Source organism: Herbaspirillum autotrophicum (assembly GCF_001189915.1).
GTDB lineage: Bacteria > Pseudomonadota > Gammaproteobacteria > Burkholderiales > Burkholderiaceae_D > Herbaspirillum > Herbaspirillum autotrophicum.
The window spans coordinates 24,859-48,466 of the sequence record NZ_LFLS01000024.1; the positions used below are offsets into that span (position 1 = coordinate 24,859).

The 23,608-nt window shown below is 56.0% G+C and carries 29 protein-coding genes and 1 tRNA gene; 26 read left to right on the plus strand and 4 right to left on the minus strand.

The features are described 5' to 3' along the window. Positions 1–41: 41 nt before the first annotated feature. From hisA to tatC, 8 genes are all read left to right on the plus strand, one after another. Complete coding sequence (gene hisA, locus AKL27_RS17930) at positions 42–845, plus strand: 1-(5-phosphoribosyl)-5-[(5-phosphoribosylamino)methylideneamino]imidazole-4-carboxamide isomerase (protein ID WP_050464224.1); 804 nt, start codon at positions 42–44, stop codon at positions 843–845. Then, positions 842–1,606, plus strand: a complete 765-nt coding sequence (gene hisF, locus AKL27_RS17935) for an imidazole glycerol phosphate synthase subunit HisF (protein ID WP_050464225.1) — start codon at positions 842–844, stop codon at positions 1,604–1,606. Before hisA ends, hisF begins: the two co-directional genes overlap by 4 nt. Beyond that, positions 1,603–2,055, plus strand: a complete 453-nt coding sequence (gene hisI, locus AKL27_RS17940; protein WP_050464226.1) for a phosphoribosyl-AMP cyclohydrolase — start codon at positions 1,603–1,605, stop codon at positions 2,053–2,055. The genes hisF and hisI overlap by 4 nt, the downstream gene beginning before the upstream one ends. Continuing rightward, on the plus strand, positions 2,052–2,390 hold the full coding sequence (locus AKL27_RS17945) for a phosphoribosyl-ATP diphosphatase (RefSeq protein WP_050464227.1): 339 nt from the start codon (positions 2,052–2,054) through the stop codon (positions 2,388–2,390). The genes hisI and AKL27_RS17945 overlap by 4 nt, the downstream gene beginning before the upstream one ends. Before the next feature lie 39 nt (positions 2,391–2,429). After that, a complete protein-coding gene (locus tag AKL27_RS17950; protein WP_050464228.1) occupies positions 2,430–2,810 on the plus strand; it encodes a histidine triad nucleotide-binding protein in 381 nt (126 codons plus the stop codon). Between the two features lie 56 nt (positions 2,811–2,866). After that, positions 2,867–3,079, plus strand: coding sequence for a Sec-independent protein translocase subunit TatA (tatA, locus tag AKL27_RS17955; protein WP_050464229.1), 213 nt, complete (start codon positions 2,867–2,869; stop codon positions 3,077–3,079). Positions 3,080–3,151: 72 nt separating this feature from the next. Further along, positions 3,152–3,655: a Sec-independent protein translocase protein TatB gene (gene tatB / locus AKL27_RS17960; protein ID WP_050464230.1), complete on the plus strand. Its 504-nt coding sequence runs from the start codon at positions 3,152–3,154 to the stop codon at positions 3,653–3,655. 36 nt (positions 3,656–3,691) lie between these two features. Next, complete coding sequence (tatC, locus tag AKL27_RS17965; RefSeq protein ID WP_050464231.1) at positions 3,692–4,462, plus strand: twin-arginine translocase subunit TatC; 771 nt, start codon at positions 3,692–3,694, stop codon at positions 4,460–4,462. A gap of 50 nt (positions 4,463–4,512) precedes the next feature. Here tatC and AKL27_RS17970 read toward each other — a convergent pair whose 3' ends face one another. Further along, a complete protein-coding gene (locus AKL27_RS17970; protein ID WP_050464232.1) occupies positions 4,513–5,199 on the minus strand; it encodes a DUF2461 domain-containing protein in 687 nt (228 codons plus the stop codon). Positions 5,200–5,201: 2 nt separating this feature from the next. Beyond that, on the minus strand, positions 5,202–6,371 hold the full coding sequence (locus tag AKL27_RS17975) for a Do family serine endopeptidase (RefSeq protein ID WP_050464233.1): 1,170 nt from the start codon (positions 6,369–6,371) through the stop codon (positions 5,202–5,204). Positions 6,372–6,396: 25 nt separating this feature from the next. Between AKL27_RS17975 and AKL27_RS17980 the strand changes: the two genes are divergently transcribed. Next, entirely contained in the window at positions 6,397–7,167 is a 771-nt protein-coding gene (locus tag AKL27_RS17980; RefSeq protein ID WP_050464234.1) for a Nif3-like dinuclear metal center hexameric protein, read from the plus strand. Between the two features lie 64 nt (positions 7,168–7,231). Here the strand turns inward: AKL27_RS17980 and mscL are convergent, their stop codons facing one another. Next, complete coding sequence (gene mscL, locus AKL27_RS17985; RefSeq protein ID WP_050464235.1) at positions 7,232–7,657, minus strand: large conductance mechanosensitive channel protein MscL; 426 nt, start codon at positions 7,655–7,657, stop codon at positions 7,232–7,234. A 259-nt stretch (positions 7,658–7,916) separates the two neighbouring features. On the opposite strand from mscL, the gene petA reads away from it, so the two are divergent. From petA to AKL27_RS27255, 17 genes are all read left to right on the plus strand, one after another. Then, entirely contained in the window at positions 7,917–8,525 is a 609-nt protein-coding gene (gene petA / locus AKL27_RS17990; RefSeq protein ID WP_050464236.1) for a ubiquinol-cytochrome c reductase iron-sulfur subunit, read from the plus strand. Between the two features lie 2 nt (positions 8,526–8,527). Then, positions 8,528–9,934: a cytochrome b gene (locus tag AKL27_RS17995; RefSeq protein WP_050464237.1), complete on the plus strand. Its 1,407-nt coding sequence runs from the start codon at positions 8,528–8,530 to the stop codon at positions 9,932–9,934. Between the two features lie 18 nt (positions 9,935–9,952). Next, entirely contained in the window at positions 9,953–10,717 is a 765-nt protein-coding gene (locus AKL27_RS18000) for a cytochrome c1 (RefSeq protein WP_050464238.1), read from the plus strand. Between the two features lie 85 nt (positions 10,718–10,802). Further along, entirely contained in the window at positions 10,803–11,414 is a 612-nt protein-coding gene (locus AKL27_RS18005; protein ID WP_050464239.1) for a glutathione S-transferase N-terminal domain-containing protein, read from the plus strand. 105 nt (positions 11,415–11,519) lie between these two features. Further along, positions 11,520–12,005, plus strand: a complete 486-nt coding sequence (locus AKL27_RS18010) for a ClpXP protease specificity-enhancing factor (RefSeq protein ID WP_050464240.1) — start codon at positions 11,520–11,522, stop codon at positions 12,003–12,005. A 23-nt stretch (positions 12,006–12,028) separates the two neighbouring features. Continuing rightward, positions 12,029–12,104, plus strand: a tRNA-Thr gene (locus tag AKL27_RS18015). A 99-nt stretch (positions 12,105–12,203) separates the two neighbouring features. Then, positions 12,204–13,064, plus strand: a complete 861-nt coding sequence (locus AKL27_RS18020; RefSeq protein ID WP_050464241.1) for a ParA family protein — start codon at positions 12,204–12,206, stop codon at positions 13,062–13,064. A gap of 3 nt (positions 13,065–13,067) precedes the next feature. Beyond that, positions 13,068–14,723 carry a hypothetical protein gene (locus AKL27_RS18025; protein WP_050464242.1) on the plus strand — a complete coding sequence of 552 codons (1,656 nt, stop codon included), beginning with the start codon at positions 13,068–13,070 and terminating at the stop codon, positions 14,721–14,723. After that, complete coding sequence (locus AKL27_RS18030; protein WP_050464243.1) at positions 14,707–15,264, plus strand: STY4526/YPO1902 family pathogenicity island replication protein; 558 nt, start codon at positions 14,707–14,709, stop codon at positions 15,262–15,264. The genes AKL27_RS18025 and AKL27_RS18030 overlap by 17 nt, the downstream gene beginning before the upstream one ends. Positions 15,265–15,353: 89 nt before the next feature. Continuing rightward, positions 15,354–15,776: a hypothetical protein gene (locus AKL27_RS18035; protein WP_050464244.1), complete on the plus strand. Its 423-nt coding sequence runs from the start codon at positions 15,354–15,356 to the stop codon at positions 15,774–15,776. 49 nt (positions 15,777–15,825) lie between these two features. Further along, positions 15,826–17,097 (plus strand): hypothetical protein, encoded by a 1,272-nt coding sequence (locus AKL27_RS18040; RefSeq protein WP_050464245.1) that lies wholly within the window; start codon positions 15,826–15,828, stop codon positions 17,095–17,097. 428 nt (positions 17,098–17,525) lie between these two features. After that, positions 17,526–18,596, plus strand: a complete 1,071-nt coding sequence (locus AKL27_RS18045; RefSeq protein ID WP_157056984.1) for a PFL_4669 family integrating conjugative element protein — start codon at positions 17,526–17,528, stop codon at positions 18,594–18,596. Positions 18,597–18,606: 10 nt separating this feature from the next. Further along, entirely contained in the window at positions 18,607–19,074 is a 468-nt protein-coding gene (locus tag AKL27_RS18050; protein ID WP_157056985.1) for a hypothetical protein, read from the plus strand. Positions 19,075–19,170: 96 nt separating this feature from the next. Then, positions 19,171–19,566 carry a single-stranded DNA-binding protein gene (locus AKL27_RS18055; protein ID WP_050464248.1) on the plus strand — a complete coding sequence of 132 codons (396 nt, stop codon included), beginning with the start codon at positions 19,171–19,173 and terminating at the stop codon, positions 19,564–19,566. A gap of 294 nt (positions 19,567–19,860) precedes the next feature. After that, positions 19,861–20,394, plus strand: coding sequence for a DUF3577 domain-containing protein (locus AKL27_RS18060; protein WP_050464249.1), 534 nt, complete (start codon positions 19,861–19,863; stop codon positions 20,392–20,394). Between the two features lie 295 nt (positions 20,395–20,689). Continuing rightward, complete coding sequence (locus tag AKL27_RS18070) at positions 20,690–21,865, plus strand: carbon-nitrogen hydrolase family protein (protein ID WP_157056986.1); 1,176 nt, start codon at positions 20,690–20,692, stop codon at positions 21,863–21,865. 116 nt (positions 21,866–21,981) lie between these two features. Beyond that, positions 21,982–22,224: a hypothetical protein gene (locus AKL27_RS27255; RefSeq protein ID WP_083439138.1), complete on the plus strand. Its 243-nt coding sequence runs from the start codon at positions 21,982–21,984 to the stop codon at positions 22,222–22,224. Positions 22,225–22,406: 182 nt separating this feature from the next. Here AKL27_RS27255 and AKL27_RS18075 read toward each other — a convergent pair whose 3' ends face one another. Continuing rightward, a complete protein-coding gene (locus tag AKL27_RS18075) occupies positions 22,407–23,606 on the minus strand; it encodes an acyl-CoA dehydrogenase family protein (RefSeq protein WP_050464252.1) in 1,200 nt (399 codons plus the stop codon). Positions 23,607–23,608: the final 2 nt, after the last annotated feature.

A 23,608-nucleotide genomic window follows, 5' to 3' on the forward strand; every position in this document is an offset into this window, starting at 1 on the left:
ACTTGCTTTTTTCTTTTTACTGATAAGTCACTAACGTAGCCATGCTGCTCATACCTGCCATCGACCTGAAAGACGGTCATTGCGTTCGCCTCAAACAAGGCGATATGGAACAAGCCACCGTATTTTCCCAAGACCCGGCCGAGATGGCGCGGCATTGGCTGTTGCAAGGCGCGCGTCGCCTGCATCTGGTCGATCTCAATGGCGCATTTGCCGGCAAGCCCAAGAATGAGTCTGCCGTCAAGGCCATCCTCAAGGCAGTCCGTGAGTTCGCTCTGGAAAACGATGTCGAGGAAATTCCGGTGCAACTGGGTGGCGGCATTCGCGACCTCGATACCATCGAGCGTTATCTCGACGACGGCTTGTCCTACATCATCATCGGTACTGCGGCGGTCAAGAATCCCGGCTTCCTGCATGACGCATGCAGCGCCTTTCCCGGTCAGATCATCGTCGGCCTCGATGCCAGGGACGGCAAGGTAGCCACCGATGGCTGGAGCAAGTTGTCCGGTCACGAAGTGATCGATCTGGCGCGCAAGTTTGAAGGCTACGGCTGCGAATCGATTGTCTATACTGACATCGGCCGCGACGGCATGATGGGTGGCGTCAATATCGAAGCGACAGTACGTCTGGCGCAAGCGGTATCGATTCCGGTGATCGCCTCCGGCGGCGTGCACAGCATCAAGGATGTGGAAGAACTCTGCGCCGTGCAGGATGAAGGCATCGAAGCCGTCATTTGCGGCCGTTCGATCTACGAAGGAACGCTTGATCTCAGCTCCGCGCAGGAACGCGCCGACGAGCTGAGCGAACTCCCTGAAGAAGCGGAAGGCGCTGGCAGCGAACAACCATGACCCTGGCAAAACGCATCATTCCCTGTCTTGACGTGACTGCCGGACGGGTGGTCAAAGGCGTCAATTTCGTCGAGCTGCGCGACGCCGGTGATCCGGTTGAAATCGCGCGTCGTTACGACGAGCAGGGAGCCGATGAAATCACGTTTCTCGACATCACCGCCTCTTCCGACGGTCGCGGCTTGCTGCTCGACATCATTGAAGCCGTGGCATCGCAGGTATTCATTCCGCTGACGGTCGGCGGTGGCGTGCGTGAAGTGGAAGACGTGCGTCGTCTGCTCAATGCCGGAGCGGACAAGGTCGGCATCAACACCTCGGCCGTGACCAATCCGCAACTGGTGGCGGATGCCGCCGGCAAATACGGATCGCAATGCATCGTGGTGGCGATTGATGCCAAGCGTACCGGTGAAGGCAAGTGGGAAGTGTTTACCCACGGCGGCCGCAAGGCAACCGGGCTGGACGCGGTGGAGTGGGCGCGCCATATGGCACATCTGGGCGCCGGCGAAATCTTGCTGACCAGCATGGATCGCGACGGCACCCGCAGCGGCTTTGATCTGGCGCTGACACGCGCGGTTTCGGAAGCCGTATCGATTCCGGTAATTGCGTCAGGCGGGGTTGGCGGTTTGCAGGATCTGGCAGATGGCATCAAGCAGGGCAAGGCTGATGCGGTGTTGGCGGCCAGTATTTTTCATTACGGGCAACATACCGTGCAGGAAGCAAAGCGTTTTATGGCCGAACAAAACATACCGATGAGGCTGGCATGAGTATCAGTGCAAAATGGCTGAACAAAGTGAAGTGGGACGAAGTTGGTCTGGTGCCTGTGATCGCACAGGAAGTCGGCTCGAACGACGTGCTGATGTTTGCCTGGATGAATCGCGACGCGCTCGCCAGGACAGTGCAGTCGGGTGAAGCGGTTTACTGGAGTCGCTCGCGCAAGAAATTGTGGCACAAGGGTGAAGAGTCCGGACACTTCCAGAAGGTGCATGAAATTCGTCTCGACTGCGACGAAGACGTGGTCTTGCTCAAGGTCGAGCAGGTCGCCGGCATTGCTTGCCATACCGGTCGGCATTCCTGTTTTTTCCAGAAATTCGAAGGCAGTGCGGAAAACGGCGAGTGGACTACCGTAGAGCCGGTGCTCAAAGATCTGGAAGAGGCGGCCAAGGAAGAAAAGCCGAAGAAAACCCGTAAAACGGCTGCCAAGGTATCGCCATGAGTGATACTCTGCGCCGTCTGGCCGAGGTGATTGAATCGCGCAAGCTGGTCAACGGCGGTGATCCGGAAAAATCGTATGTGGCGCGCCTGTTTTCCAAGGGCGACGATGCGATCTTGAAGAAAATCGGCGAAGAAGCGACGGAAACCGTCATGGCGGCCAAGGATGCTCGCATTGATGGCGACAAGTCCAAAGTGCTCTACGAATGCGCGGACCTGTGGTTTCATTCCATGGTGTTGTTGGCGCAGTTCGATTTGAAGCCACAGGATGTGCTGGATGAGCTGGCCAGACGGGAAGGGCTTTCCGGCCTGGATGAAAAAGCAAACCGGACGCAATAACAAGACCGCGCCGGCAGAAAAAAGAGAGGAGACAGGGTTTTGGATAACTGTATTTTTTGCAAGATCGCAGCAAAGCAGATACCGTCGAAAGCGCTCTACGAAGACGACGACGTCATCGCATTTCACGATATCAATCCGGCCGCGCCGGTGCACTTCCTGATCGTGCCGAAAGAGCACGTCGCCACCTTGTCCGATTGCACGGAAAAGCACGCCGCTTTATTGGGTAAAATGTCGCTGCTCGCGGCGCGTCTGGCCAAAGAACAAGGGTGTGATTTCCAACAGGATGCCGAGGGCAACAAGAGCGGCGGTTTCAAGACCCTGTTCAATACCGGCCCGGATGGCGGTCAAGAGGTGTACCATCTGCATATGCACGTGATCGGCGGCCCGCATCCATGGCGGGTAAGGTTCGTGCAACAGTAATCGCTCGCGTTGAGCAACATGAATTCGGGACATGCGTGTCCGCTTAGGAGAGAAAAATGGGTTCGTTCAGTGTTTGGCATTGGTTGATCGTATTGGTAATTGTGGCGCTGGTTTTCGGTACCAAAAAAATCGGTAACATGGGTTCTGATCTGGGCAAGGCCGTCAAGGGCTTCAAGGATGGCGTCAAGGGCGAAGAAGAAAAAAAGGATGCCGTTGCCAAAGAATCCTCCACCATCGACGTGCAGTCCAAAGAAAAGTCCGGCAACTGATGGTGCTGATCGGGGCGATGCCTGTGCATCGCCGTTCTTTGTCACGTTCTTTGGCAATAAGCCAGTCTTGTCATGATTGATATCGGTCTTACCAAGCTTGCATTGATCGGCGTCGTGGCGCTGGTCGTGATCGGTCCTGAGCGTCTGCCGAAAGTGGCGCGCATGGCCGGGTCATTGTTTGGCCGCGCACAGCGCTACATCAATGACGTCAAAACGGAAGTCAGTCGCGAGATGGAACTGGACGAATTGCGCAAGATGCAAAAAGACGTCCAGGATGCCGCCAGTGATGTCGAGCACAGTATTTCCAAAGGCATGGCCGATACCGAGCAAGCCTTCAACGATACGTGGAGCGATAACAATACGCCCACCACCAGTTGGAGTACGACGCCGAGTACCGCTTCGCTGAGCATCAAGGCCAAGAATTTCCGGCGCAAGAAGCTGGCACGCACTTCGGCGCTGCCTTCCTGGTACAAGAATCAGAACGGCCGCAAAACGCGGGTCATGTCGGCCGCTGCGCGCGTCGCCAAATACCGTCCTGCCGGTACCGGCAAGCCGGCTGGCTTTTTTCAATCATGATGGGCATGCTTGCCGTCATTCTCTCGCAGTAACTCCATGGCTGAAGAACAGAAAACGGGCAGTGGCGAAGATACCTTCATTTCGCATCTGGTCGAGTTACGCAGTCGCGTGGTCAAGTCGGCCGCCGCGATCATCATCATCTTCCTGTGCCTGATGCCATGGGCCGCGCACCTGTTCGACGTGCTGGCCAGTCCGATGATGCATGCACTGCCTGCCGGCAGCAAAATGATTGCCACTGGTGTGATCACGCCATTCCTGATTCCGGTCAAGGTCACCATGCTGGTGGCGTTCATCATTTCCTTGCCGTGGGTGTTGTATCAGCTGTGGGCGTTTGTCGCTCCCGGTCTGTACATGCATGAAAAGAAGCTGGTTGCGCCGCTGGTGATTTCCTCGTCGCTGCTGTTCATTGCCGGCGTCGCGTTCTGTTATTTCTTCGTGTTCGGCGTGGTGTTCCCGTTCATCAACAACTTTGCGCCGAAGTCGGTGTCGGTCGCGCCGGATATCGACAGCTACGTGGATTTTGTGCTGACCATGTTCCTCGCGTTCGGCATGACGTTCGAAGTGCCGATCATCGTGATCGTGCTGGTGCGCATGGGCCTGGTGCCGCTTGAAAAGCTCAAGCAGATCCGTCCGTATGTCGTGGTCGGTGCGTTTGTGGTTGCGGCGGTAGTGACGCCGCCGGACATCATGAGCCAACTGCTGCTGGCTGTGCCTTTGTGTCTGCTGTATGAAGTCGGCCTGTTTGTGGCACCGATCTTTGCGCGTGCCACCAAGGCGCCGGAAGATGTGAAAAGCACGGTGGAATAAGGCCGCCGGCCTTATTCCTGTTATTCCTGCCGTACTGCTGCTGCCTGTTCTTATTCGTCCAGATTGAGTGGTACTTGTCGCAGCCACTTGATCAGCGGATAACTGTCCTTGAAACCTGCCAGCAAGTCTTTTGACAGGTCAGTCGGAATCTTCTTTTTCAGACTGCTTTCTTTCCAGACGATAAAGCTCTTGAGCTTGATGTATTCCAGATGCGGACTATCGGCGTCGAAGCCTTTCGGCGGCCGCGACAGTTTGCCTTCTTCCTGCAAACCGCCGTAGCCATCTTTGATGGTCTTGTTCTTCAGCACCTTGCTGAAGCCGGCAGCATCGGCAATGATCTGGCGCCGTACCGCGCGCAGGCGATCCGGTGGCGGCAAATACTCGCCGCCGGCAACCAGCAGCGTGCCTGTCGCATCAATATGAAAATAGTAAGCGGGACCGCCACCCTGACTCGGTTTTTTCAAACCGCTGGCAGTGATGGCCGCCGAGAAGTGCGTCTTGTAAGGGCTCTTGTCGTGCGAGAAGCGCATATCCCGGTTGATGCGGAACAGTGCCTTCTTCGGATTGCAGCCGGCTACGGCCGGATCGAATTTGCTGATGTCGGCGATCAGCTTGATCACCAGCTCCAGAAATTCCGCACGCAAGATATCGTAACGCGGCTTGTTCATGACAAACCAGGCGCGATTATTGTTTTCCGACAGCTCTGCCAGATATTGGGTCAGATCACGAATGTGCATGTTTACTCCCGGTCATCGCGTTTGAGTGGCGGGCGTTTGCCGACAGTAATTTCCAGTACGGTTTCCTGTGATTTGCGCAATACCGTCATCTTGGCTTTTTGGCCCGGTGTCAGTTGCGCAATCAGGTTCAGCATTTCGGTGGTATCGGTCACCGGCTTGCCTTCAACGCTGATCAGGATGTCGCCGGGTTTCAGGCCAGCCTTGTCAGCCGGGCCGCCCTTCAATACGCCGGCGATGATGGCGCCGGTTTTCTTGGTCAAGCCAAAGCTTTCGGCCAGTTCAGGCGTGATGTCCTGTGGTTCGACACCGATCCAGCCGCGCACTACCTGGCCATGATTGATGATGGCTTCCATCACGTTCTTGGCGGTCGATACCGGAATCGCAAAACCGATACCGATATTGCCGCCGGTGCGCGAGTAGATGGCCGTGTTGACGCCGAGCAGATTGCCGTTGGTGTCCACCAGTGCGCCACCGGAATTGCCCGGATTGATGGCGGCATCGGTCTGGATGAAGTTCTCGAAGGTGTTGATGCCGAGATGATTGCGGCCCAGCGCCGAGATGATGCCCATGGTCACGGTCTGGCCGACGCCGAACGGATTGCCGATTGCCAGCACCACATCACCGACCGTTGCCTGATCAACTTGCGCCAGCGTGATGGCCGGCAGATTCGGCAGGTTGATCTTGATCACGGCGAGATCGGTTTCCGGATCGGTGCCCACCACTTTGGCCGAGGCCTTGCGACCATCAGCCAACGCCACTTCGATTTCATCGGCGGCTTCCACCACGTGGTTGTTGGTCAGAATGTAGCCTTGCGGACTGACGATCACACCGGAGCCGAGGCTCGATTGCTTGTCATCCTGCTGGTCTTCAAACTGATCACCGAAGAATTTCTTGAAGAACGGATCATCCATGAATGGATTTTTTTGCGGGCGTGCTTCGGTGGTCGTGAAAATATTGACCACCGACGGCATTGCCTGTTTGGCCGCGCCGCGATAAGAGCCGGGGGCCTGCGTGCCGGGCGCCGCTTCTTGCATCTGGACCGAAGAGGTGGCCGGGCGCACACGGGAGCTCAGTGCGCCAGATGTCCAATCGGGCTTCAAGGTGGCTACAATGAACCAGACTGCCAGGCCGACAGTTACGGTTTGTGCAAATAACAGCCAAAAACGTCGCATAGTGAAATAAGAATGAGGAAGAAAGATGACCCTGAAAATTGCCAAGAGGGATGAGGTTGTTGCATATCTCGCGCAAGTGCTCAATATCGCACAGTATCGCGATTATTGCCCAAATGGGCTGCAGGTGGAAGGGCGGCCCGCAATCGGTCTGGTGGTCAGCGGCGTTACCGCCAGTCTGGCGCTGATCGAAGCGGCACTGGATTTAAAGGCCGATGCGATTCTGGTGCATCACGGTTATTTCTGGCGTGGTGAAGATCCGCGCGTGGTCGGGATCAAGCATAAACGCCTCAAATTGCTGCTGGCTGGCGATGTCAATCTGCTGGCGTATCACTTGCCGCTGGATGGTCACCCGGAAATGGGCAACAACGCCCAACTCGCCGGTCAGCTGGGATTCGAAGCCAGCGGGCGCTTCGGGGATGATCAACTGGGCTGGCTCGGTACGGCGGCGGTTGCCAGTAATATCAAGACCGCTGGTGAGCTGGCGCGTCTGATTGAGCGTCGGTTGGGCCGGGAGCCATTACTGATCGGGAACCCTGAGCAACCGGTTGATCTGATCGGCTGGTGTACCGGCGCCGCCCAGGGCATGCTCGGTGAGGCAATTGCGGCCGGGGCGACTGCTTATATCAGTGGCGAAATATCCGAACCGACCGTACATTTGGCGCGCGAAACCGGCGTGGCCTATATCGCGGCCGGCCATCACGCGACCGAACGCTACGGTGTACAGGCGCTGGGACGGCATCTTGCGGATCATTTCGGTATCCGCCATCAATTCATTGATGTCGACAATCCGGTCTGACTCTGTCGCCGCGATCTCATCGCCCTGAAATGTGCCGGCGGCCTTGCGGGCCGCCGGTGCGCTGTTACTTCCTGAGGGAGTCGCGGATTTCGCGCAGCAGTTGAATGTCTTCCGGATCAGCGGCCGGCGCTGCCGGCGCCGGCGGCGGGGTCGCCAGATCGCGGGCCTTGTTGATCAGTCGCACCATCTGAAAAATGATGAAGGCGAGGATCAGAAAGTTGATCAAAATAGTCAGGAAATTGCCATAGGCCAGAACCGCGCCGGCCTTCTTCGCTTCGACCAATGTCAGTTGCGTGCTCTGCCCATTGAGCGGCCAATAATAATTGGCAAAATCGAGCCCGCCGAAAATCTTGCCCACTACCGGCATGATGATGTCTTGCACCAGCGACTCGACGATTTTGCCGAACGCGGCACCGATGATGACACCGACGGCGAGGTCGACGACGTTGCCCTTGACGGCGAAAGCTTTGAATTCCTGCATCATGCCCATGTGCTTCTCCTTGATCTGTGTACTGTGTTGCAAAACTGACGTATCGATTTATATCTTGGTTTGATAAAAAAGTAAATTACTGGCAATTTAGCGAGAAATGCGGCACTGTCCGTGCGAGTGGGGGTTGAATAATCGAAAAAGTTCCATAAATTGCGTTCCTCCAAGACTTATTCGCTTTAAATCACTCCTGAGGTTCGATATAATCTAAGGTTGCTAGAAGTTTCGTGCAATTTCCGTATTTTGACTGATTGGGGTTGGTATGAGTAACGAAAAACAGGTCGATTCCGGTCGACGTGGTTTGCTCGTCGCTACTTGCGCGGCGGGCGGTGTGGCTGGATTAGCCACTGCGGGGGCCTTTGTCTCTACGTTCCAGCCGTCCGAGCGCGCGAAAGCCGCAGGCGCGCCTGTCGAAGTGGATATTTCCACTTTGGCGCCAGGCGAAATGAAAACCGTGGAGTGGCGCGGTAAACCGGTCTGGATCTTGAAGCGTACGCCAGAGATGCTGGAATCCCTCAAAAAGGTAGACGCCGAGTGCGCCGACCCGGATTCCAAACGGACCGAATTTTCGACCACGCCGGAATATGCAATGAACGAATGGCGTTCGATCAAGAAGGACTTGCTGGTCGTCGTCGGTATCTGTCCGCATCTGGGCTGCTCGCCAACGTCCAAATTTCAGACCGGTGCGCAACCATCGTTGCCGGACGACTGGCATGGCGGTTTCCTGTGCCCGTGCCACGGATCGACATTCGACCTTGCTGGTCGTGTCTTCAAGAACAAACCGTCCCCAGACAACCTCCAGGTTCCTCGGTACATGTTCGAAGGCGACACCAAGCTGGTCATCGGTAAAGACGAGAAAGGTGAGGCGTAATCATGGCCGCATTTCAAGAAAAAAAATTGCCCAAGGACGCTCCCGTCTCGGCCAAGGCGCTGAACTGGGTTGATGCCCGTTTCCCGCTGACCTCCACCTGGAAAGCACATCTTTCCGAGTACTACGCTCCAAAAAATTTCAATTTCTGGTACGCATTCGGTTCGCTGGCCCTGTTGGTGCTGGTGATTCAGATCGTCACAGGGATTTTCCTGGTCATGCACTACAAGCCGGATGCCACGCTGGCGTTCGCTTCGGTTGAATACATCATGCGTGATGTACCTTGGGGCTGGCTGGTGCGCTACATGCACTCCACCGGGGCATCGGCATTCTTCATCGTGGTCTACCTGCACATGGTGCGTGGTCTGCTCTACGGTTCCTACCGCAAGCCGCGCGAACTGGTGTGGCTGTTCGGTGTTGCAATCTTCCTGTGCCTGATGGGCGAAGCCTTCATGGGCTATCTGCTGCCATGGGGCCAGATGTCTTACTGGGGCGCACAGGTTATCGTTAACCTGTTCGGCGCGATTCCTTTCATCGGTCCTGATCTGTCGCTGTGGATCCGCGGCGATTACGTGGTTTCCGATGCAACGCTGAACCGCTTCTTCTCGTTCCACGTGATCGCCATTCCGCTGGTGCTGATTGGTCTGGTTGTCGCGCACATCATCGCGTTGCACGAAGTCGGTTCGAACAATCCGGACGGCGTGGAAATCAAGGAAAAGCTGGATGCCAACGGCGTTCCGCTGGACGGCGTGCCATTCCACCCATACTACTCGGTGCATGACATCATGGCCGTTGCAGTATTCCTGATCGTGTTCACTGCAGTCGTGTTCTTTGCGCCTGAAATGGGTGGCTACTTCCTGGAGTACAACAACTTCGTGCCGGCCGATTCGCTCAAGACGCCGCCGCACATTGCTCCTGTCTGGTATTTCACACCGTTCTACTCGATTCTGCGTGCCACCACTTCCGACTTCATGGTCTGGCTGATGGCAGGCGTGGCAGCGTATGTGGCGCTGATCCTGATCAAGTCCCAGCGCAGCGGCAAGTTCAAGCTGGCGGCAATCGTCGTCGGCGTGGCAGTGATCGCCGGCATGTTGCTGTTCGATGCGAAGTTCTGGGGTGTGGTGCTGATGGGCGTGTCGGTCATGATTCTTGGTGGCCTGCCATGGCTGGATCAGTCGCAAGTCAAGTCGATCCGCTATCGTCCGAGCTGGCACAAGTATGTCTACATCGTGTTCGCGATTGCATTCGTCGTACTCGGCTACCTTGGTGTGCAACCACCGACCGCGATCGGTACTGCCATTGCGCAGGTCGGCACGTTCATCTACTTCGGCTTCTTCCTGTTGATGCCTTGGTGGAGCGGCATGGGCAAGTTCAAGCCTGTACCGGACCGCGTTACTTATCAGCCGCACTAAGCCGCAAAGAGGAAAAACATGAAATTGCTGAAAAGACTGATCGCGACTCTCGTGCTGCTGCCGGCGCTGGCTTATGCCAGTGAAGGCGGGTTCCCGCTGGATCATGCGCCGGATCGCACCAAAGATGTTTCTGCATTGCAAAATGGCGCCAAGCTGTTTGTCAATTACTGTCTGAACTGTCACTCCGCTTCCGCCATGCGTTACAACCGCCTGCGCGACATCGGCCTGACCGAAGACCAGATCAAGAGCAACCTGCTGTTCACCGGCGAAAAAGTCGGTGACCTGATGAAAACCACCATGCTGCCGCAAGATGCCAAGGCGTGGTTCGGTGCGGTTCCGCCTGATCTGTCCGTGATTGCCCGCGCCAAGGCGTCCGGCGATGGCTCCGGTCCTGACTGGCTCTATACTTACCTGCGTACTTACTACAAGGACGATACCCGTCCTACCGGCTGGAACAACCTGGTTTTCCCGAACGTCGGCATGCCGCACGTGTTGTGGGAATTGCAAGGTATCCGTGCTGCCAGGTTCGTGGATGAGAAGGATCCGCATGACGAAGGCAAGACCGTCCACAAGTTTGCAGGCTTCGAGCAATTGAAACCTGGCAAGCTCAATGCTGTCGAATACGATGTTGCAGTTGCGGACCTCGTCGGCTACTTGCAATGGATGGGCGAACCTGCACAAAATACGCGTAAGCGTCTGGGAGTCTGGGTGTTGCTGTTCCTGGGTGTATTCCTGCTTCTGGCTTGGCGTCTGAACGCTTCCTACTGGAAAGACGTTAAGTAATTTTCGTGTCCGCGCGGTTCGCGGACGTGCGTATCGGGGTGAGCCGTAAAGCGTCTCGCCCCCTTTGTTTCTAAGGCACTACAAAATGATGGTTCTCTACTCGGGCACAACCTGCCCATTTTCGCAACGTTGCCGCCTCGTTCTGTTCGAGAAGGGCATGGATTTCGAAATTCGTGACGTCGACCTGTTCAACAAGCCTGAAGATATTTCGGTGATGAACCCGTACGGTCAAGTACCTATCCTGGTAGAACGCGATCTGGTCCTGTACGAGTCCAACATCATCAATGAATATATCGACGAACGCTTCCCGCATCCGCAACTGATGCCGGCTGATCCGCTGATGCGTGCCCGTGCACGACTGATGCTGTTCAATTTCGAAAAGGAATTGTTCATCCACGTTCATACTCTCGAAAACGAGAAGAGCAAGACGGCTGACAAGACGCACGAAAAGGCGCGTTCCGAAATCCGTGATCGTCTGACGACGCTGGCGCCTTTGTTCCTCAAGAACAAGTACATGCTCGGCGACGAGTTCTCGATGCTCGACGTGGCACTGGCGCCATTGCTGTGGCGTCTGGATCACTACGGTATCGAATTGTCGAAGACTGCAGCGCCGCTGATGAAGTATGCAGAACGCATTTTCTCGCGTCCGGCCTACATCGAAGCGCTGACGCCTTCCGAAAAAGTCATGCGTCGTTAATTGCAGTTCCTGGTCTTGCCGCGTGCGTGTTGAATCTCCGACCCGCACCAGCGCAAGACCACAGCCGGATGCGCAAGCATCCGGTCATTATCAGAACGGTTTTTCATGCCTGAAGTCTCAACCAAACCTTATCTTTTGCGCGCCATTTATGAATGGTGCACGGACAATGGCTATACCCCGCACATTGCGGTAGTGGTCGATGCCAGCACGCGGGTGCCGATGCAGTTCGTGAAGAATGGCGAGATCGTACTCAACATCAGTTTCGAAGCGACCAGCGGTTTGAAGATGGACAACGAACTGATCCGTTTCAGCGCCCGCTTCGGTGGCGTGTCGCGCGATATTTCCGTGCCGGTTGAAAATGTCATCGCCATTTACGCGCGCGAAAACGGGCAGGGCATGGCATTCGAAGCGCCGGCCGAATACGCCGTTGAAGATGCTGCCGATGTTGTTGAGCCGGAAACCACCGCGCCGACGCTGACTTCGGTACCGGTATCTGTGGAAAAAACCGAACAAACAGAAGAGCCGCCAACGGATGATCAACCAGATCCACCAAAAAAAGGCGGAAGACCTGTACTAACCAGAATTAAATAGGTTATAATTTCGGTCTCAGTTTTGCTGGCTTAGCTCATCTGGTAGAGCACCTGACTTGTAATCAGGGGGTGGCGGGTTCAAGTCCTGCAGCCAGCACCAAGTATTTGAAAGGCCCACCGTTTGGTGGGCCTTTTCTACTCAAGAGTCCCTCGCAGCGCGGAAAGTGGCACAACTCCTTTTGAACAAAAGGGAGTTTATGTGACTACTACATTTGCCATAGTAAGCACCAAGGGTGGCGTCGGTAAAACGACCGAAGCTGCCAATCTCGGCGGTATATGTGCCGAGTTCGGAATGCGCACCTTGTTGCTCGATGGTGACGTCCAACCCTCCCTCTCCAAGTATTACCCTCTTTTTTATCGTGCGGCGTTCGGCCTTACTGCGGTCATCACCCGTGGCGGTTCTATTTCGGCCGACTGCGTCAGTAAAACTTCCATTCCCAACCTCGATATTATTGTTTCCGATGCACCGGATGGTGCTTTGCAAACATGGCTGAAGGATCGCGAGGACCGCCTTGTGATACTGAAACGGGCGATTCGGTCAGCATTTGTTCGCGACAACTATGATGTCGTCATCATCGATACACAGGGCGCAGTGGGGGAGTTGCAGAAGACTGCAGCCATGGCCGCAGATTTGATGATTTCTCCGGTGAATCCATCGATTCTTACAGCACGTGAGTTCGCTTCAGGCACCCTCGCAATGCTGGAAAGTCTGAACCGGATGGCGGACATGTCGTCGGAGTTCAAATCCGGCGACTTGATGGCGCTGATCTATGGCCAAGACCACACGAGCGACGCCCGCAATATTGCTACGCTTATTCGCAATGAATTCAGCACTTCGGGCAGTGTCCGCGTTCTCGACACCGTCGTTCCGTCTTCTACGGCTTACAAGGCAGCTGCTACCGCACAGATGCCGGTACACCGATTCGATCGCAAGAGCAGAAATCTCACCAGCGGCTGGCAGGTGATGCACGAACTTGTCTGGGAATTGTTCCCGGAGTTGAAGGGCAGGCATGCGCAAGATGTGCGTGTCGGTGCAACGCCAACGCATGTCGGAGGCTGATGCATGAATGTCAAGAAGCTAAGACTGTCGACGGACCAGTTCCGGGCCAGCCTGCATATTCCGAACCCTGTATCACACAGTCACCTGACCACAGACACCAGCGCACCTGTGGCAGCGGTGACACAACTCGCAAGCAATGAAAGTCTGATTCGGTTGCACATTGATATGGTGACCACTTACCGGCGGAATCCTCGGACGGTGATCAACGAACGCTTTCTTGAGATCAAGGAATCAATTCGTGCCTGTGGTCTCGACAACCTGATCAAGGTCACCAAGCGCACCGGTGATGCAATGTACTTTCCTGTGGCAGGCGGAAACACGCGGATTCTGGCATTGAAAGCCTTGTTTCAGGAAACGAAAGATGACCGCTACGGCTATCACGACTTCCTTTTCACCCCCTACATCAGTGAATCGGATGTGTTGGCGCGCCACTTTATCGAGAACGATACCCGCTCGGATCTGGTGTTCTGGGACAAGGCCAACGCCATAGCTGAACTCAAACGGGAAATTCAATCTGAATTGGGACAACAGGTATCGGGGCGCCAGTTGGTCGGCCTGTTGGGAGAGAAAGGTATCCAGGTCGGGCGTGAAATGGTCCGCGTGTTCAGTTTTGCATCAGACAAGTTGTGCGAATTGGGACCTGCCGCCGTCACGTTGTCAGGCAAGACCGTGCGCGGAGACCTGATGCCTGCGTACTTCGACATTGCACGACTGGCCGCGAAGTTTGATCTCACCGAAGAAGTGCTCGACGAGCGCGTCGTCAATCCGGTCCTTAGAAGGTGCCGGGAGTGGTATGAGGAGCGTAATGAGTTTGAACCCCTGAATCTTTGTTCCGCATGGGAAGGCGCCATCGCACATGAAATCCGGCATGAGCCTGCCGAGATCAGCCACATGCTGGCCGTACTCGAAAAAAATCCCGCCGCATCCAGAGCACAGCTGTTGCCGCCTCTGGTAACGCATGTTGCGGAGTCAAATGGCCGGAGATTGGCTGACGGTAGTAACGATGCCGGTTGCGAAAGCTTGAGACCCGCACCAGATCCTGTCATCCAGGTTCAGCCACAGCTGCACTCGCCGCGGATGTCCGGAGGCGGCACAGCGGCATCCGACATGCTGTACGCCACAGATCTGACGCCGGGAGATCATACGCAGCGTCGGCAGGCGTCCTCGTCCGTAATCATGTCCGGTACCGCATCGCCTCAGACAGAGGTAAGGGCGGCGATCCTTGCCTTTGCGCAGGTGACCGATCTGCAGGAATACCTGCGTTTTGATGATGGAATGCCACTCGGATTCTATGTGGAATTGCCACGCCCCATGACCGCCGGCGTACCGCTCGATATCGAATCTGCGACGGCAGGGTGCAATGCATACCGCTATATGGCGTGGTGGTACCTGACCCATCTCAGTGGGGTGCAGACCGAGGGCACATACCAGAAATTGCAGGCAGATTCGCCGCTGGCATGTGCGCTGGCCAGTGATGAAATCTGGGAGCAGCAGATTCGCTGTGTGATTGGTGAGCCGCAGTACCCGGAGACGTTCGGTGCATTGTTGGACTGGGTGCTTGATGCCGCCAATCCGGCCGGGCAGGCGTTGTTGGCATTGCTCGCGGCGTTGCGCGACATGGACGGGAAACGGAGAGATCAGGATGAAGATCAGGGATGAACGTTTCAGATGTCTCGCTGCACTGCAGGTACTGGAGTGGCTGGCAAGGGGCGATATGCGGCAACTGCAGGACGCGGGCTTGAGTCGCGACACGATTGCCCGACTGCGTGAATCAGCAATTGGGGAAATCCAGTGTCTGCTGGCGGCGATGCAGTTGTCGATCCAGTTTGATTTTCAGCAGGCCGATGCCGATCTCGCATGTCGCCTGGAGGACAGCGCCTGTCTTGAGTACTACGTCAAACATCAAGCCACCTCGGCCATGCTGCGCAAGTATTTTCACCTGCGCAGCAGGCGGGCTATCGATGCCATTTATGCGCACCGCAATTGCCGGCGACGCATTGGTCGAACACCGGTCGTGGACGACAAGACGGTCATTCATGTGTTTGAGGAGTGGTCCCGGTTATGTCGCCAGGTGCCGGATGAACGCCGGCGCTACATATTGCTGCACAAGGCGTTTCCGCAGTGGCCGATCAGTTCGCTGTACAGCGCAATCAATGATGAGGCGTGGGAGGCTCGGCCGGTCATCCAAAAATCAAAGTGAGCAATACAGTCGGGCTGGCTGCTGCCGACGGATTGCATCTGTGGATTTGAATGCCGCCGTGTGGCGGCGAATCGTCAGGAGGGAAATGCATGTATCAACAACAAGCGCATCCGCTGGTGGAGAGTATTTGTTCCAACGTCCATCTGTTACTGGATCTGTTGGACCGGCCGATAGCGTTTCACAGAATTTATCGGCAGCTGACCGGCTCGATACCGGCAGCCTTGATGTTGAGTTATGTGGTGGCGTTATCGGATGAATTGGCGCCGTCTTCCAATGGCTGGTTTGCTGTGGATGAATCGGCCACTTGCACCATCGAGGATGAAACCGGGTTGACTGCGGGCGAGCAACGCAAAGCCCGCAGTTGCTTGCGACAACAGGGAATTCTGGCGCAACGTCATGCGGGCAAGATGACCGAGTGCCGGGTGAATTTTGATGTGTTGGCGAGCGCGTTGCAGGCGGTCGCGCAGCAACATCAGGAAGCGCTGGTTGTGCCGCTGGGGCGGTTGGCATGAGGTATCGCCGTGACGCTGTTTTGCTACCGTGTGATGGTGAGGACTGATCATGGTCAGCGCGGCCATGTTCAGTCGTCTCTGGCTGTTGCTGCAGCGCGAATCGCCGGTCAGCTACAGTAGCAATCTGGCGCATATCGTGAAATCGGCCAAGGCAGCAATACTGCTGTCGCAGATGCTTTATTGGACCCGGCGCGGGGTGGAGGTCAAAGCCAATCATGGCTGGTTTTACAAACGTGTCGATCAGTGGACACGTGAAACCGGCTTGACGCGTCATGAACAGGCGACTGCGCGTGAGTTGCTGGTGGCGTTGAAGTTTTTGGAGGTGCGGCGTCCGGACGGGGTGAGCGGGCATGGACGGGGGAATACGTTCTTTCGGCTCCGGCTGGATGTGATCGGTGTTGCCCTGGCCAAGCTGGTTGGTGAGCAAGTCACTGCGATGAGTGCATTGCGGCTGGACGACATTCAGTTGGACTCTGCCATGGTCCGTCAATTACTTGGCAAACATGTCTGTTACCACCGGTCACTGGTCGGAATCGCCGGGAGCGCGACGGCCGCGTTGCTGTTGTCGCACATGGTCTATTTGCAGCGCAAGGCGATGGCAGCGAGCAACAAAGACTGGTTCAGTGTCACCGCAGAGTTTTACCACCGGGAACTCGGGATGAACCGGCGTCAGCTGGAGTCGGCCAGAAAGAGTCTGTTGGCGCGGCGTCTGATTGAAGAGGCGTTGGTCACGGATGGTATCCGGCGTACCAGACGCTTGTATCAGCGCATCGACGTCGCAGCGTTGACGGTCGCCTTGGAGAGTGCCATGGCGGCCTCGGGAGCTGTGCCGCATCCGGCCTTGGGGCTGCGCGCTTTCAGCGGTACCGCACCGGCCCCCTCAAGCAAACCTGGTGTGGAGCAGGGGCGCGGCAGTGCTGATGGTGGTGTCGGTGCACCTCAATACGCCAATGACGCCGGTGCAGAGTTGGATATTCCGGCTGGATTGTCAGGACAGGAATTGCAGGATTTCCGGCGCTGGGTTCTCGATGCCGCCGAACACCGCCGGCAGTTGCTGATCGACGAATTCGCCTACCAGCGCAAACGACGTGTCATTGCCAATCCGGTGGGCTATATCCGGGTACTGGTGCAGCGCGATATCGCTGCCAATCATGCGTTGCGGCTGGAGGGGGCGTACGCAGTTGCCAGAAGCCGTGCGGCGTCGCAGGTTCAGGCGCAGATGCTGAAGCAGGAAATTGGCAGGACGGAACAAGGTAAAGCGCTGTCGCGGCAGGCAGTCGGGCAGGCGCGTGCCATGTTGCAGGGGGTGAAGCGCTCATGACTCAAGTTCGATCATGTGTGAGTGGGGATCGACGGCTGTCAAAGGCGATGTTCTTGAGTGACCACCCGGTGGTCATTCTTACCGGGACCCATGTACAAAATCGGCAACCAGCAGTGGGTGACCAAGGGCGGATGATGGAAATATCCATGGCGCGTGTTGGAAACGTACATGGCTTGTGCCGAAAACATCCGTGGGTTTCTGCCGAAAATGGACATGTAAACAAAAGCTGTTTACTACAAGTTGTTTACTACAACCACCACAACCAACAGCGGTATCGGAAAAAGTGGTGGTGTCGATCAATGTGAAGTGACCACCGGGTGGTCAGTCGTGATCGACGCAGATGTCGCATTGAAAGGGTACTTGTGTGACCACCCGGTGGTCAGCAAAGAAATGGCTGTGGTGGACGCGGCTGCGAGTTTGGAGCAGGTGTGTTCAATGCGGCGGAGATCCACCAGTTTGGACGGAGCAGGCATATGGCAGGGACGACGTTACTGACGGCATTTCACCGGCACCGTGATTCGCCGTTTGCGGATGGCTACGATATTGATGCGGAGGCAGAGGCGCTCCGACATTTGATTGATGCCGCAGAACTGGATCCGAATGATCCGTTGTATGCCAGGTTTGTACTGTTCGAAGAGCGCAGCCAGGTGCTGCGGCAGTGGCAGGCGGAGCATGCGTTGCGCCAGCGGGCCAATCGAGAGGTGTCGGTGGTCGAGGCATCCCGTATGGAAGAGATCGGCAGATTGGAAGAGGATGGAGAGGATGAAATGGTGATTCATACGCATGACGCGATGCGCTTATTTCTGGGACGCGATGCTGATCCCGCCACTACGGAGCGGGGCATGGCCGGCGGCAAGCGGGTTGCCGCTGCATTGCGCCAGCTATGGCATTGGACGGCGCAGGACAATCCGTACGTTGACTGGGCGCTGGTGCAAACGGTGGAGCGGGTCGAGGCAGTGCGCCAGCAACTGGCGCAAGAAGCTGCTGGCATTGTTGCTGCGATGGAGGGTCTGAAGCAGCGGGGTTTGTCGTATTCGATTGTGAGGTCTGCTGCGCCAGTGCGTGCCCGGCTGGGATTTCGCAGTCCTTACGGTTACGGCATTGCGGCGTTGATGGTGGATTTTGATTACTGCGTCAGATGCCTGAAGAGCGCGCAGCGCCGGGATTTGCTCAGCAGCGCTGAATGCCACAAGCGGTTGTTCACGCTGAAGCACCACATCCGGTCAATCTTCGAGCAGGTACTGTATCTCCAGAAGAATCTGGGTCAAGAGGATTTGCGCGGACTGTGCCGTGCGGATTTTTCTCCGGCGGCGGATGTGCATGGGATGCAGCGGGCACAGCGTGCGGGGACATTGTTTCAGGCTTGTCCCAGCGATGTTTTTAATGGCGACCGGAAGCCACGACATTCGTTACGTCGCATCCCGTCAGGTACAAGTGAGTATCAGTCGGTGGACGTGGCGGCAGGGGGCGAATCTGAACCAGCGAATGATTTGATCTGAAGGAGGGATGATGAAGAACGATGCATGTCACTGTTTCAGTGACGCTAAAGCCTTTAAAGGTAAGGGTGAGTTTCGGCAAGCGCTGTCAGTGGCAGAAGCATTTCTGTTTCAAATCCATGAGGAAATGGCATTGCTATCTGCGCAAAGCCGGCAGATCCGAAATCGGCCTTTTTATCTGGAGTTGCATAAACCGGTTACCACCACCGCCTATCGTGTATGGAAGCTGCGCTGGCGCCTGGGTGGTGCGCGCAATGGCCACACCAACTGGGAGCATCTGGCACCGCAACTCGACCGTATGGCGATCGGCGAGCGCGATTGGTACGTGCAGTTCAACGTACGGATGTTGGAGTTGAATGTGATTGAACTCGTGACGCGGACCCGCTGTCGATGGTTCAGAAGTCATCTGTTGCAACTCGGTGAGATGGTCAGCGATAGCACGCCTGCGTCGCGGGAATTGAACAAAGTGCAGCGCAGATAAGTCGGGATCGGACTGTATTTGTGGATACTGCGGCAGGGCTGGTGTCGCAGATGAATTCTGTTCCAGCCGGATGTCTGTTTTTACGAGGAGACTGAAATGCCTGCTTATGTCGAAGTGATTGGAAATTTATTGCAAAATCCGGAGCAACGTCCCGTGTCGGTCAAGGGAGAAGATCGGTTGATTACCGAGCTGCGCGTGTATTCTGATGTGTACAAACGAGATCCCGACGACGAGTCCAAGATGATCCAGGATGATGCCAAGTGCGACCCGTACAACGTCACCATATGGAACGAACGTCTGGGTACGGAAATCATGAAGTTGTTGCGCAAGGGCGCACGCGTTCGTATTGCCGGTGAGCAGACCCTCCAGAAGTGGGAGGACAAGGAAACAGACATGCCGCGCGTTGCACTGCATATTGATGCCGATACCTGTGAGCTACGGCTGAACCGGATCGAGGAAATCCGGTTTCGCGCCAAGCGTGTGGAATCGTAGCCTGCGACCATGTATGTCTTAGTTGGCATATGCCGGCTGCATAATTTCTGCGGCAGATTGTATTGACAGTGGATTTTATTGGATTTAAATTTGACACGTTGTTGACTGACAGCCGCGCTGTTCGTTTGATCGCCGTAAGCGATTGCCTTTTGTCGTTAGGCTCCGCCATGTCACATGGGACGACTCCACATCAGTGGATCGGAGTATTTTGCATTTGCGCCCAACGGGGATATTCCATCCCCGGCAGGGCATGGTGTATCCCCTTTTTTGATTCTTGTCAGAAGGAGAAACATCATGTCCGACACTCAGACTCAGCAACCCGGCAATTTCATCAATCTGCTTACTCAGGGGATTGGTTATTTGTCGCGTATCCGAACCGTCACGCCGAAACGTTCGAAAGACGCGTTTCTGGCTTGTACGATCAATGCCATGCATGGCAACAAGGATGTAAAGAACGGCATTCAGTACGTCAAATTCGACGTGCGTGTGTGCGGACTCGAAGCGATTGAGGCGATCAATACGCTGGCCGACGTCGTGAATGATCCGGCCCAGCCAATGGGACCGATCCTGGTCGGTTTCCGGATCGGCGATTGCTACATCGATACCTTCGAGTATACCAAGGGTGAGAGGGCCGGGCAGACCGGGGCGGTGCTAAAAGGCCGCCTGCTTAAACTGCACTGGGCCATCGCTGGTGGTGAAAAGATCTTTGGCGGCACTGCGCCAGCCGACGCTGACGCTGATGCTGATGCTGATGCTGATGCTGATGCTGATGCTGATGCTGATGCTGATGCTGATGCTGATGCTGATGCTGTGGACATGGCCCATTGATCAAGGTTTCGGTTCCGTCACGCACAGAGTGATTCGCAGTGGGCCTGTTCCAGCATTGGAACGTGACTTCTGAATCAGCAATTCATCTCTGCGTGTGGACAGCGGCCCGGTTTGATTGTTCTTGAGGATGCGGGTTCGGCGGTTTTGGTGTTAACGAATCTGACGTTCTTTCACTGCAGCCCGCGAGAGCGGGCTGTCCCAAGTCATCAGGATTTGGGACAGCCTCGCTCGGGCTACGACAGGGTGTGCGGCCACCTCAATGCCGTGCCGTTGTAAGTACTGACAGCGAGTCGTGATGCGCGCATATGCATGTTGCTTCATGGCCGGGACAACGCTGGCCATGATCGTATGGTCGCTTGGATCGGCCGTTACTTTGTTATTGTTGCTGCCGATGCTATGGGCCGCGATGGCAGATCGCTCATCGGTGTGGTTCGGCATGTTTGGCTACTATCTGGCCGGGGCACACGATGTCCCGGTTGTCGTCGTCGCGTTCTTTCCCGATGTCGGCATGATTGTGGGACTGTTGATCTGGCTCCTGCACGCGGCGCTACTGGCGCTGTGTTGGTCTTGTCTCTGGATCGGGAGGGAACGCAGTCCGCGAGCAGTTCTGGTGCGGTTCGGCTTGATCTGTGGGCTGATGCTGTTACCTCCTCCCGGATCGGTACATTGGCTGTCGCCCCTGCTGGTGGCAGGTGAACTGTATCCAGGTTGTGGCTGTGTGGGGCTGGCGGCGACATTTCTGCTGATGGCGTTGCTGATTCTGTATGTCAGGAATTGCAGTGTAATCCATCTGAAGGTGGTAACCGTATTGCTTCTCGCATCAATCATTCTCAATGCACGCTATGTTCAACCCCCTCCGCCGGAGGACTGGGTAGCGGTCAATACGGAACATGGTGGATTTCCTGCTGACTTGGCTGGCCGGTATCAACGACATCAGCAATTGATTGCTGCTGCAAGGGTGCGGATTGATGCCGGCGACAAAGTGATTGTGTTTCCTGAAGAGGTCGCCGGATTGTGGACTGCTGCCGGGCAATACTGGTGGCGCGACCTTGATGAATATGCGCGGCGACGTGGGGCGAGCATCTTGCTGGGCGTTGACGTGTTAATAGAAAATAAGAAATTTCGAGACGCTTTGCTGCTTCTTGGCGCGCAAAAGGGGCAGATATTCAGTCGGCAACCGATTCCTCTGGGTCTCTGGCGTCCGTGGTCGGAAGAGGGAGCTGTGGCTGATCTATGGCAGTGGGGGACATCCGAGGTACATGGGAAGAAGGTTGCGTTCTCGTTTTGTTATGAAGATCTGTTGCTGTGGCCGCTGGCGATTTCGATGTCGGATAAACCAGATGTCGTTGTCAGTGTCGCTAATCATTGGTTCGCCTCGGAACAAATGGTGCACCCAGACATACAACGCCGATCGGTCACCCTGATGGCCAGACTGTTTGGTTTGCCATTGATCCGTGCGACAAATCGATAATCGCGCAGATGGTTTTTGCAAAAACTGGAAATAATTTCCAAATTGAAATATTATGTTTTTGGCAATATCAATCTGTGAAGAGAATTTATTTGTCGTATTTTTTCGAGGATATGGATATGAAAAACACGAATCAGACTGGCAAGAAAGCAGCGCGTCTTGCAGGCAAGACTTTGCGCAACAATTCAGCCACGGCAAAACAGAGGAGCCTGGCGGGAAGTGCGTTGGCGCAGACAAGAACCAATAAGACGACCAGCAAACGAATGGAAACGAAAGCATCGGATGCATTGCGAAACTCAACTGATGAAACTACGCGTAGCCTCGCCGGATCTCTGGTTTCTCAATCGAATAAAAAGCCATGATGTTTGCGGTACCTGAGTAATGGCAATAAAAGAACGAGTTATCCGTACTTGAATGGCCACTATGCGGTAGCACGCGAAACGGCTCCAAATTTATACACGTCCACTTCTGGCGGATTGCGGACGTCCGCTATCCACGACCAGTCCCGCCAAAATCCTATCCCGCGTTTTTCAACTCACTGCCGTTAGAAGAAACCTTGTGTCGGTAGCGGCACGCCATTGATACTCAGGTTGCCCAACGCATAGGCTTTGTGGCTGGCGTGATTATGAGTTGAGATGGTGCGGATGTTGCGCCAGTGGCGGTCCAGGTTGAGGTTTGACAGCGTAGCAGAGGCGCCGGCGATGTCGAACAACGCAGTGGCGGCGTGGTGAGCGATACGGTCCACGGTGAGTTTGGCTTTGGCCGCTGCCGCTGCGGCGGCCTGCAGATAGGTGTTCACGTCAGGGTCTTGGCGCTGCAATGCGGCGTAGGTCTCGTCCGCCACGCGGGCGGCGGCCTGAACGATAGCGCGTGAGGCGAATGCGTCGGCTTCGCGCTCGCCCAAGGCGGCTAGCAACAAGGGGTCTTGCGCGCCCACCTGTGTCGGGGCGTAGTAGTAATTGCGCTTGCGTTTACCTAGCAGCTCGGCGCCATCGCGGGCGACTGCAGCGACCACACCAGCGATCACTGCGGTGAGAAAAAGTTGAGCGATAGTGGAGCCAAATACGGCCTGCTTGGCTGGAATGTCAGTGGGCAGCAAGACTTCATGGGAGGCCACTTTGACATTGTCGAGCACCGTAGTGCCGCTGCCCGTCAGACGCTGCCCCATACCGTACCAGTCGTCCACGGTGTCCAGGCCGGGGCGGCTCTTGGGAGCGACAACGATGATGCGGGTATCATCTTCCATAGAGGCGGGGATGTAGATCCAATCCGAAAACAGCGAGCCGGTCGAGTAAAACTTCTTGCCGTTGAGGACGTAACCGTCGCCGTCGCGAATCAGGCGGCTGAAAAACGGATCGGCTCCACCTATACGCGGATGGTTGAGTTCAGTATTGGCCGCCCCGATCAGGTCGCCCGCCACCACGCGCTCCCGTAGCGCGGCAATCAGTGGATGCCCTGACGAGACATTCAGGATGCGCTCAATGGCGACGTGGTGATTGCGCCAGATGTGCGCGATGTTGGGGTCGGCTTCACCCAGAGTGATGGCGGCATCGAAGGTGTCGACCAACGTGGCGCCGCCGCCGCCGTGTTCCTGCGCCAGGCGGCGCGCGCCGAAACCGGTGGCTTTAATCTCTTCGATCAGTGCGTGAGGCAACTCGCGCGTGGCATCGCGCTGGGCAGCACCGTCGGCGATGCGTTGCAGCAGTTCTGCAGAAAACGGTGGCGTGTTGATGGTATGAGTCATGC

Excerpts from the sequence above, each read along its gene's own strand:
- AKL27_RS18010 (WP_050464240.1), top strand. The coding sequence starts at position 11,520 with ATGCCTGAAGTCTCAACCAAACCTTATCTTTTGCGCGCCATTTATGAA.
- AKL27_RS18030 (WP_050464243.1), top strand. The coding sequence starts at position 14,707 with ATGAAGATCAGGGATGAACGTTTCAGATGTCTCGCTGCACTGCAGGTA.
- AKL27_RS17980 (WP_050464234.1), top strand. The coding sequence starts at position 6,397 with ATGACCCTGAAAATTGCCAAGAGGGATGAGGTTGTTGCATATCTCGCG.
- AKL27_RS17975 (WP_050464233.1), bottom strand. The coding sequence starts at position 6,371 with ATGCGACGTTTTTGGCTGTTATTTGCACAAACCGTAACTGTCGGCCTG.
- AKL27_RS17995 (WP_050464237.1), top strand. The coding sequence starts at position 8,528 with ATGGCCGCATTTCAAGAAAAAAAATTGCCCAAGGACGCTCCCGTCTCG.
- AKL27_RS17945 (WP_050464227.1), top strand. The coding sequence starts at position 2,052 with ATGAGTGATACTCTGCGCCGTCTGGCCGAGGTGATTGAATCGCGCAAG.
- AKL27_RS18075 (WP_050464252.1), bottom strand. The coding sequence starts at position 23,606 with ATGACTCATACCATCAACACGCCACCGTTTTCTGCAGAACTGCTGCAA.
- hisF (WP_050464225.1), top strand. The coding sequence starts at position 842 with ATGACCCTGGCAAAACGCATCATTCCCTGTCTTGACGTGACTGCCGGA.
- AKL27_RS18040 (WP_050464245.1), top strand. The coding sequence starts at position 15,826 with ATGGTCAGCGCGGCCATGTTCAGTCGTCTCTGGCTGTTGCTGCAGCGC.
- AKL27_RS18025 (WP_050464242.1), top strand. The coding sequence starts at position 13,068 with ATGAATGTCAAGAAGCTAAGACTGTCGACGGACCAGTTCCGGGCCAGC.
- hisA (WP_050464224.1), top strand. The coding sequence starts at position 42 with ATGCTGCTCATACCTGCCATCGACCTGAAAGACGGTCATTGCGTTCGC.
- AKL27_RS27255 (WP_083439138.1), top strand. The coding sequence starts at position 21,982 with ATGAAAAACACGAATCAGACTGGCAAGAAAGCAGCGCGTCTTGCAGGC.
- tatC (WP_050464231.1), top strand. The coding sequence starts at position 3,692 with ATGGCTGAAGAACAGAAAACGGGCAGTGGCGAAGATACCTTCATTTCG.
- AKL27_RS18000 (WP_050464238.1), top strand. The coding sequence starts at position 9,953 with ATGAAATTGCTGAAAAGACTGATCGCGACTCTCGTGCTGCTGCCGGCG.
- AKL27_RS18035 (WP_050464244.1), top strand. The coding sequence starts at position 15,354 with ATGTATCAACAACAAGCGCATCCGCTGGTGGAGAGTATTTGTTCCAAC.
- AKL27_RS18055 (WP_050464248.1), top strand. The coding sequence starts at position 19,171 with ATGCCTGCTTATGTCGAAGTGATTGGAAATTTATTGCAAAATCCGGAG.
- AKL27_RS18060 (WP_050464249.1), top strand. The coding sequence starts at position 19,861 with ATGTCCGACACTCAGACTCAGCAACCCGGCAATTTCATCAATCTGCTT.
- tatB (WP_050464230.1), top strand. The coding sequence starts at position 3,152 with ATGATTGATATCGGTCTTACCAAGCTTGCATTGATCGGCGTCGTGGCG.
- tatA (WP_050464229.1), top strand. The coding sequence starts at position 2,867 with ATGGGTTCGTTCAGTGTTTGGCATTGGTTGATCGTATTGGTAATTGTG.
- mscL (WP_050464235.1), bottom strand. The coding sequence starts at position 7,657 with ATGGGCATGATGCAGGAATTCAAAGCTTTCGCCGTCAAGGGCAACGTC.
- AKL27_RS18070 (WP_157056986.1), top strand. The coding sequence starts at position 20,690 with ATGCGCGCATATGCATGTTGCTTCATGGCCGGGACAACGCTGGCCATG.
- petA (WP_050464236.1), top strand. The coding sequence starts at position 7,917 with ATGAGTAACGAAAAACAGGTCGATTCCGGTCGACGTGGTTTGCTCGTC.
- AKL27_RS17970 (WP_050464232.1), bottom strand. The coding sequence starts at position 5,199 with ATGCACATTCGTGATCTGACCCAATATCTGGCAGAGCTGTCGGAAAAC.
- hisI (WP_050464226.1), top strand. The coding sequence starts at position 1,603 with ATGAGTATCAGTGCAAAATGGCTGAACAAAGTGAAGTGGGACGAAGTT.
- AKL27_RS18005 (WP_050464239.1), top strand. The coding sequence starts at position 10,803 with ATGATGGTTCTCTACTCGGGCACAACCTGCCCATTTTCGCAACGTTGC.
- AKL27_RS18050 (WP_157056985.1), top strand. The coding sequence starts at position 18,607 with ATGAAGAACGATGCATGTCACTGTTTCAGTGACGCTAAAGCCTTTAAA.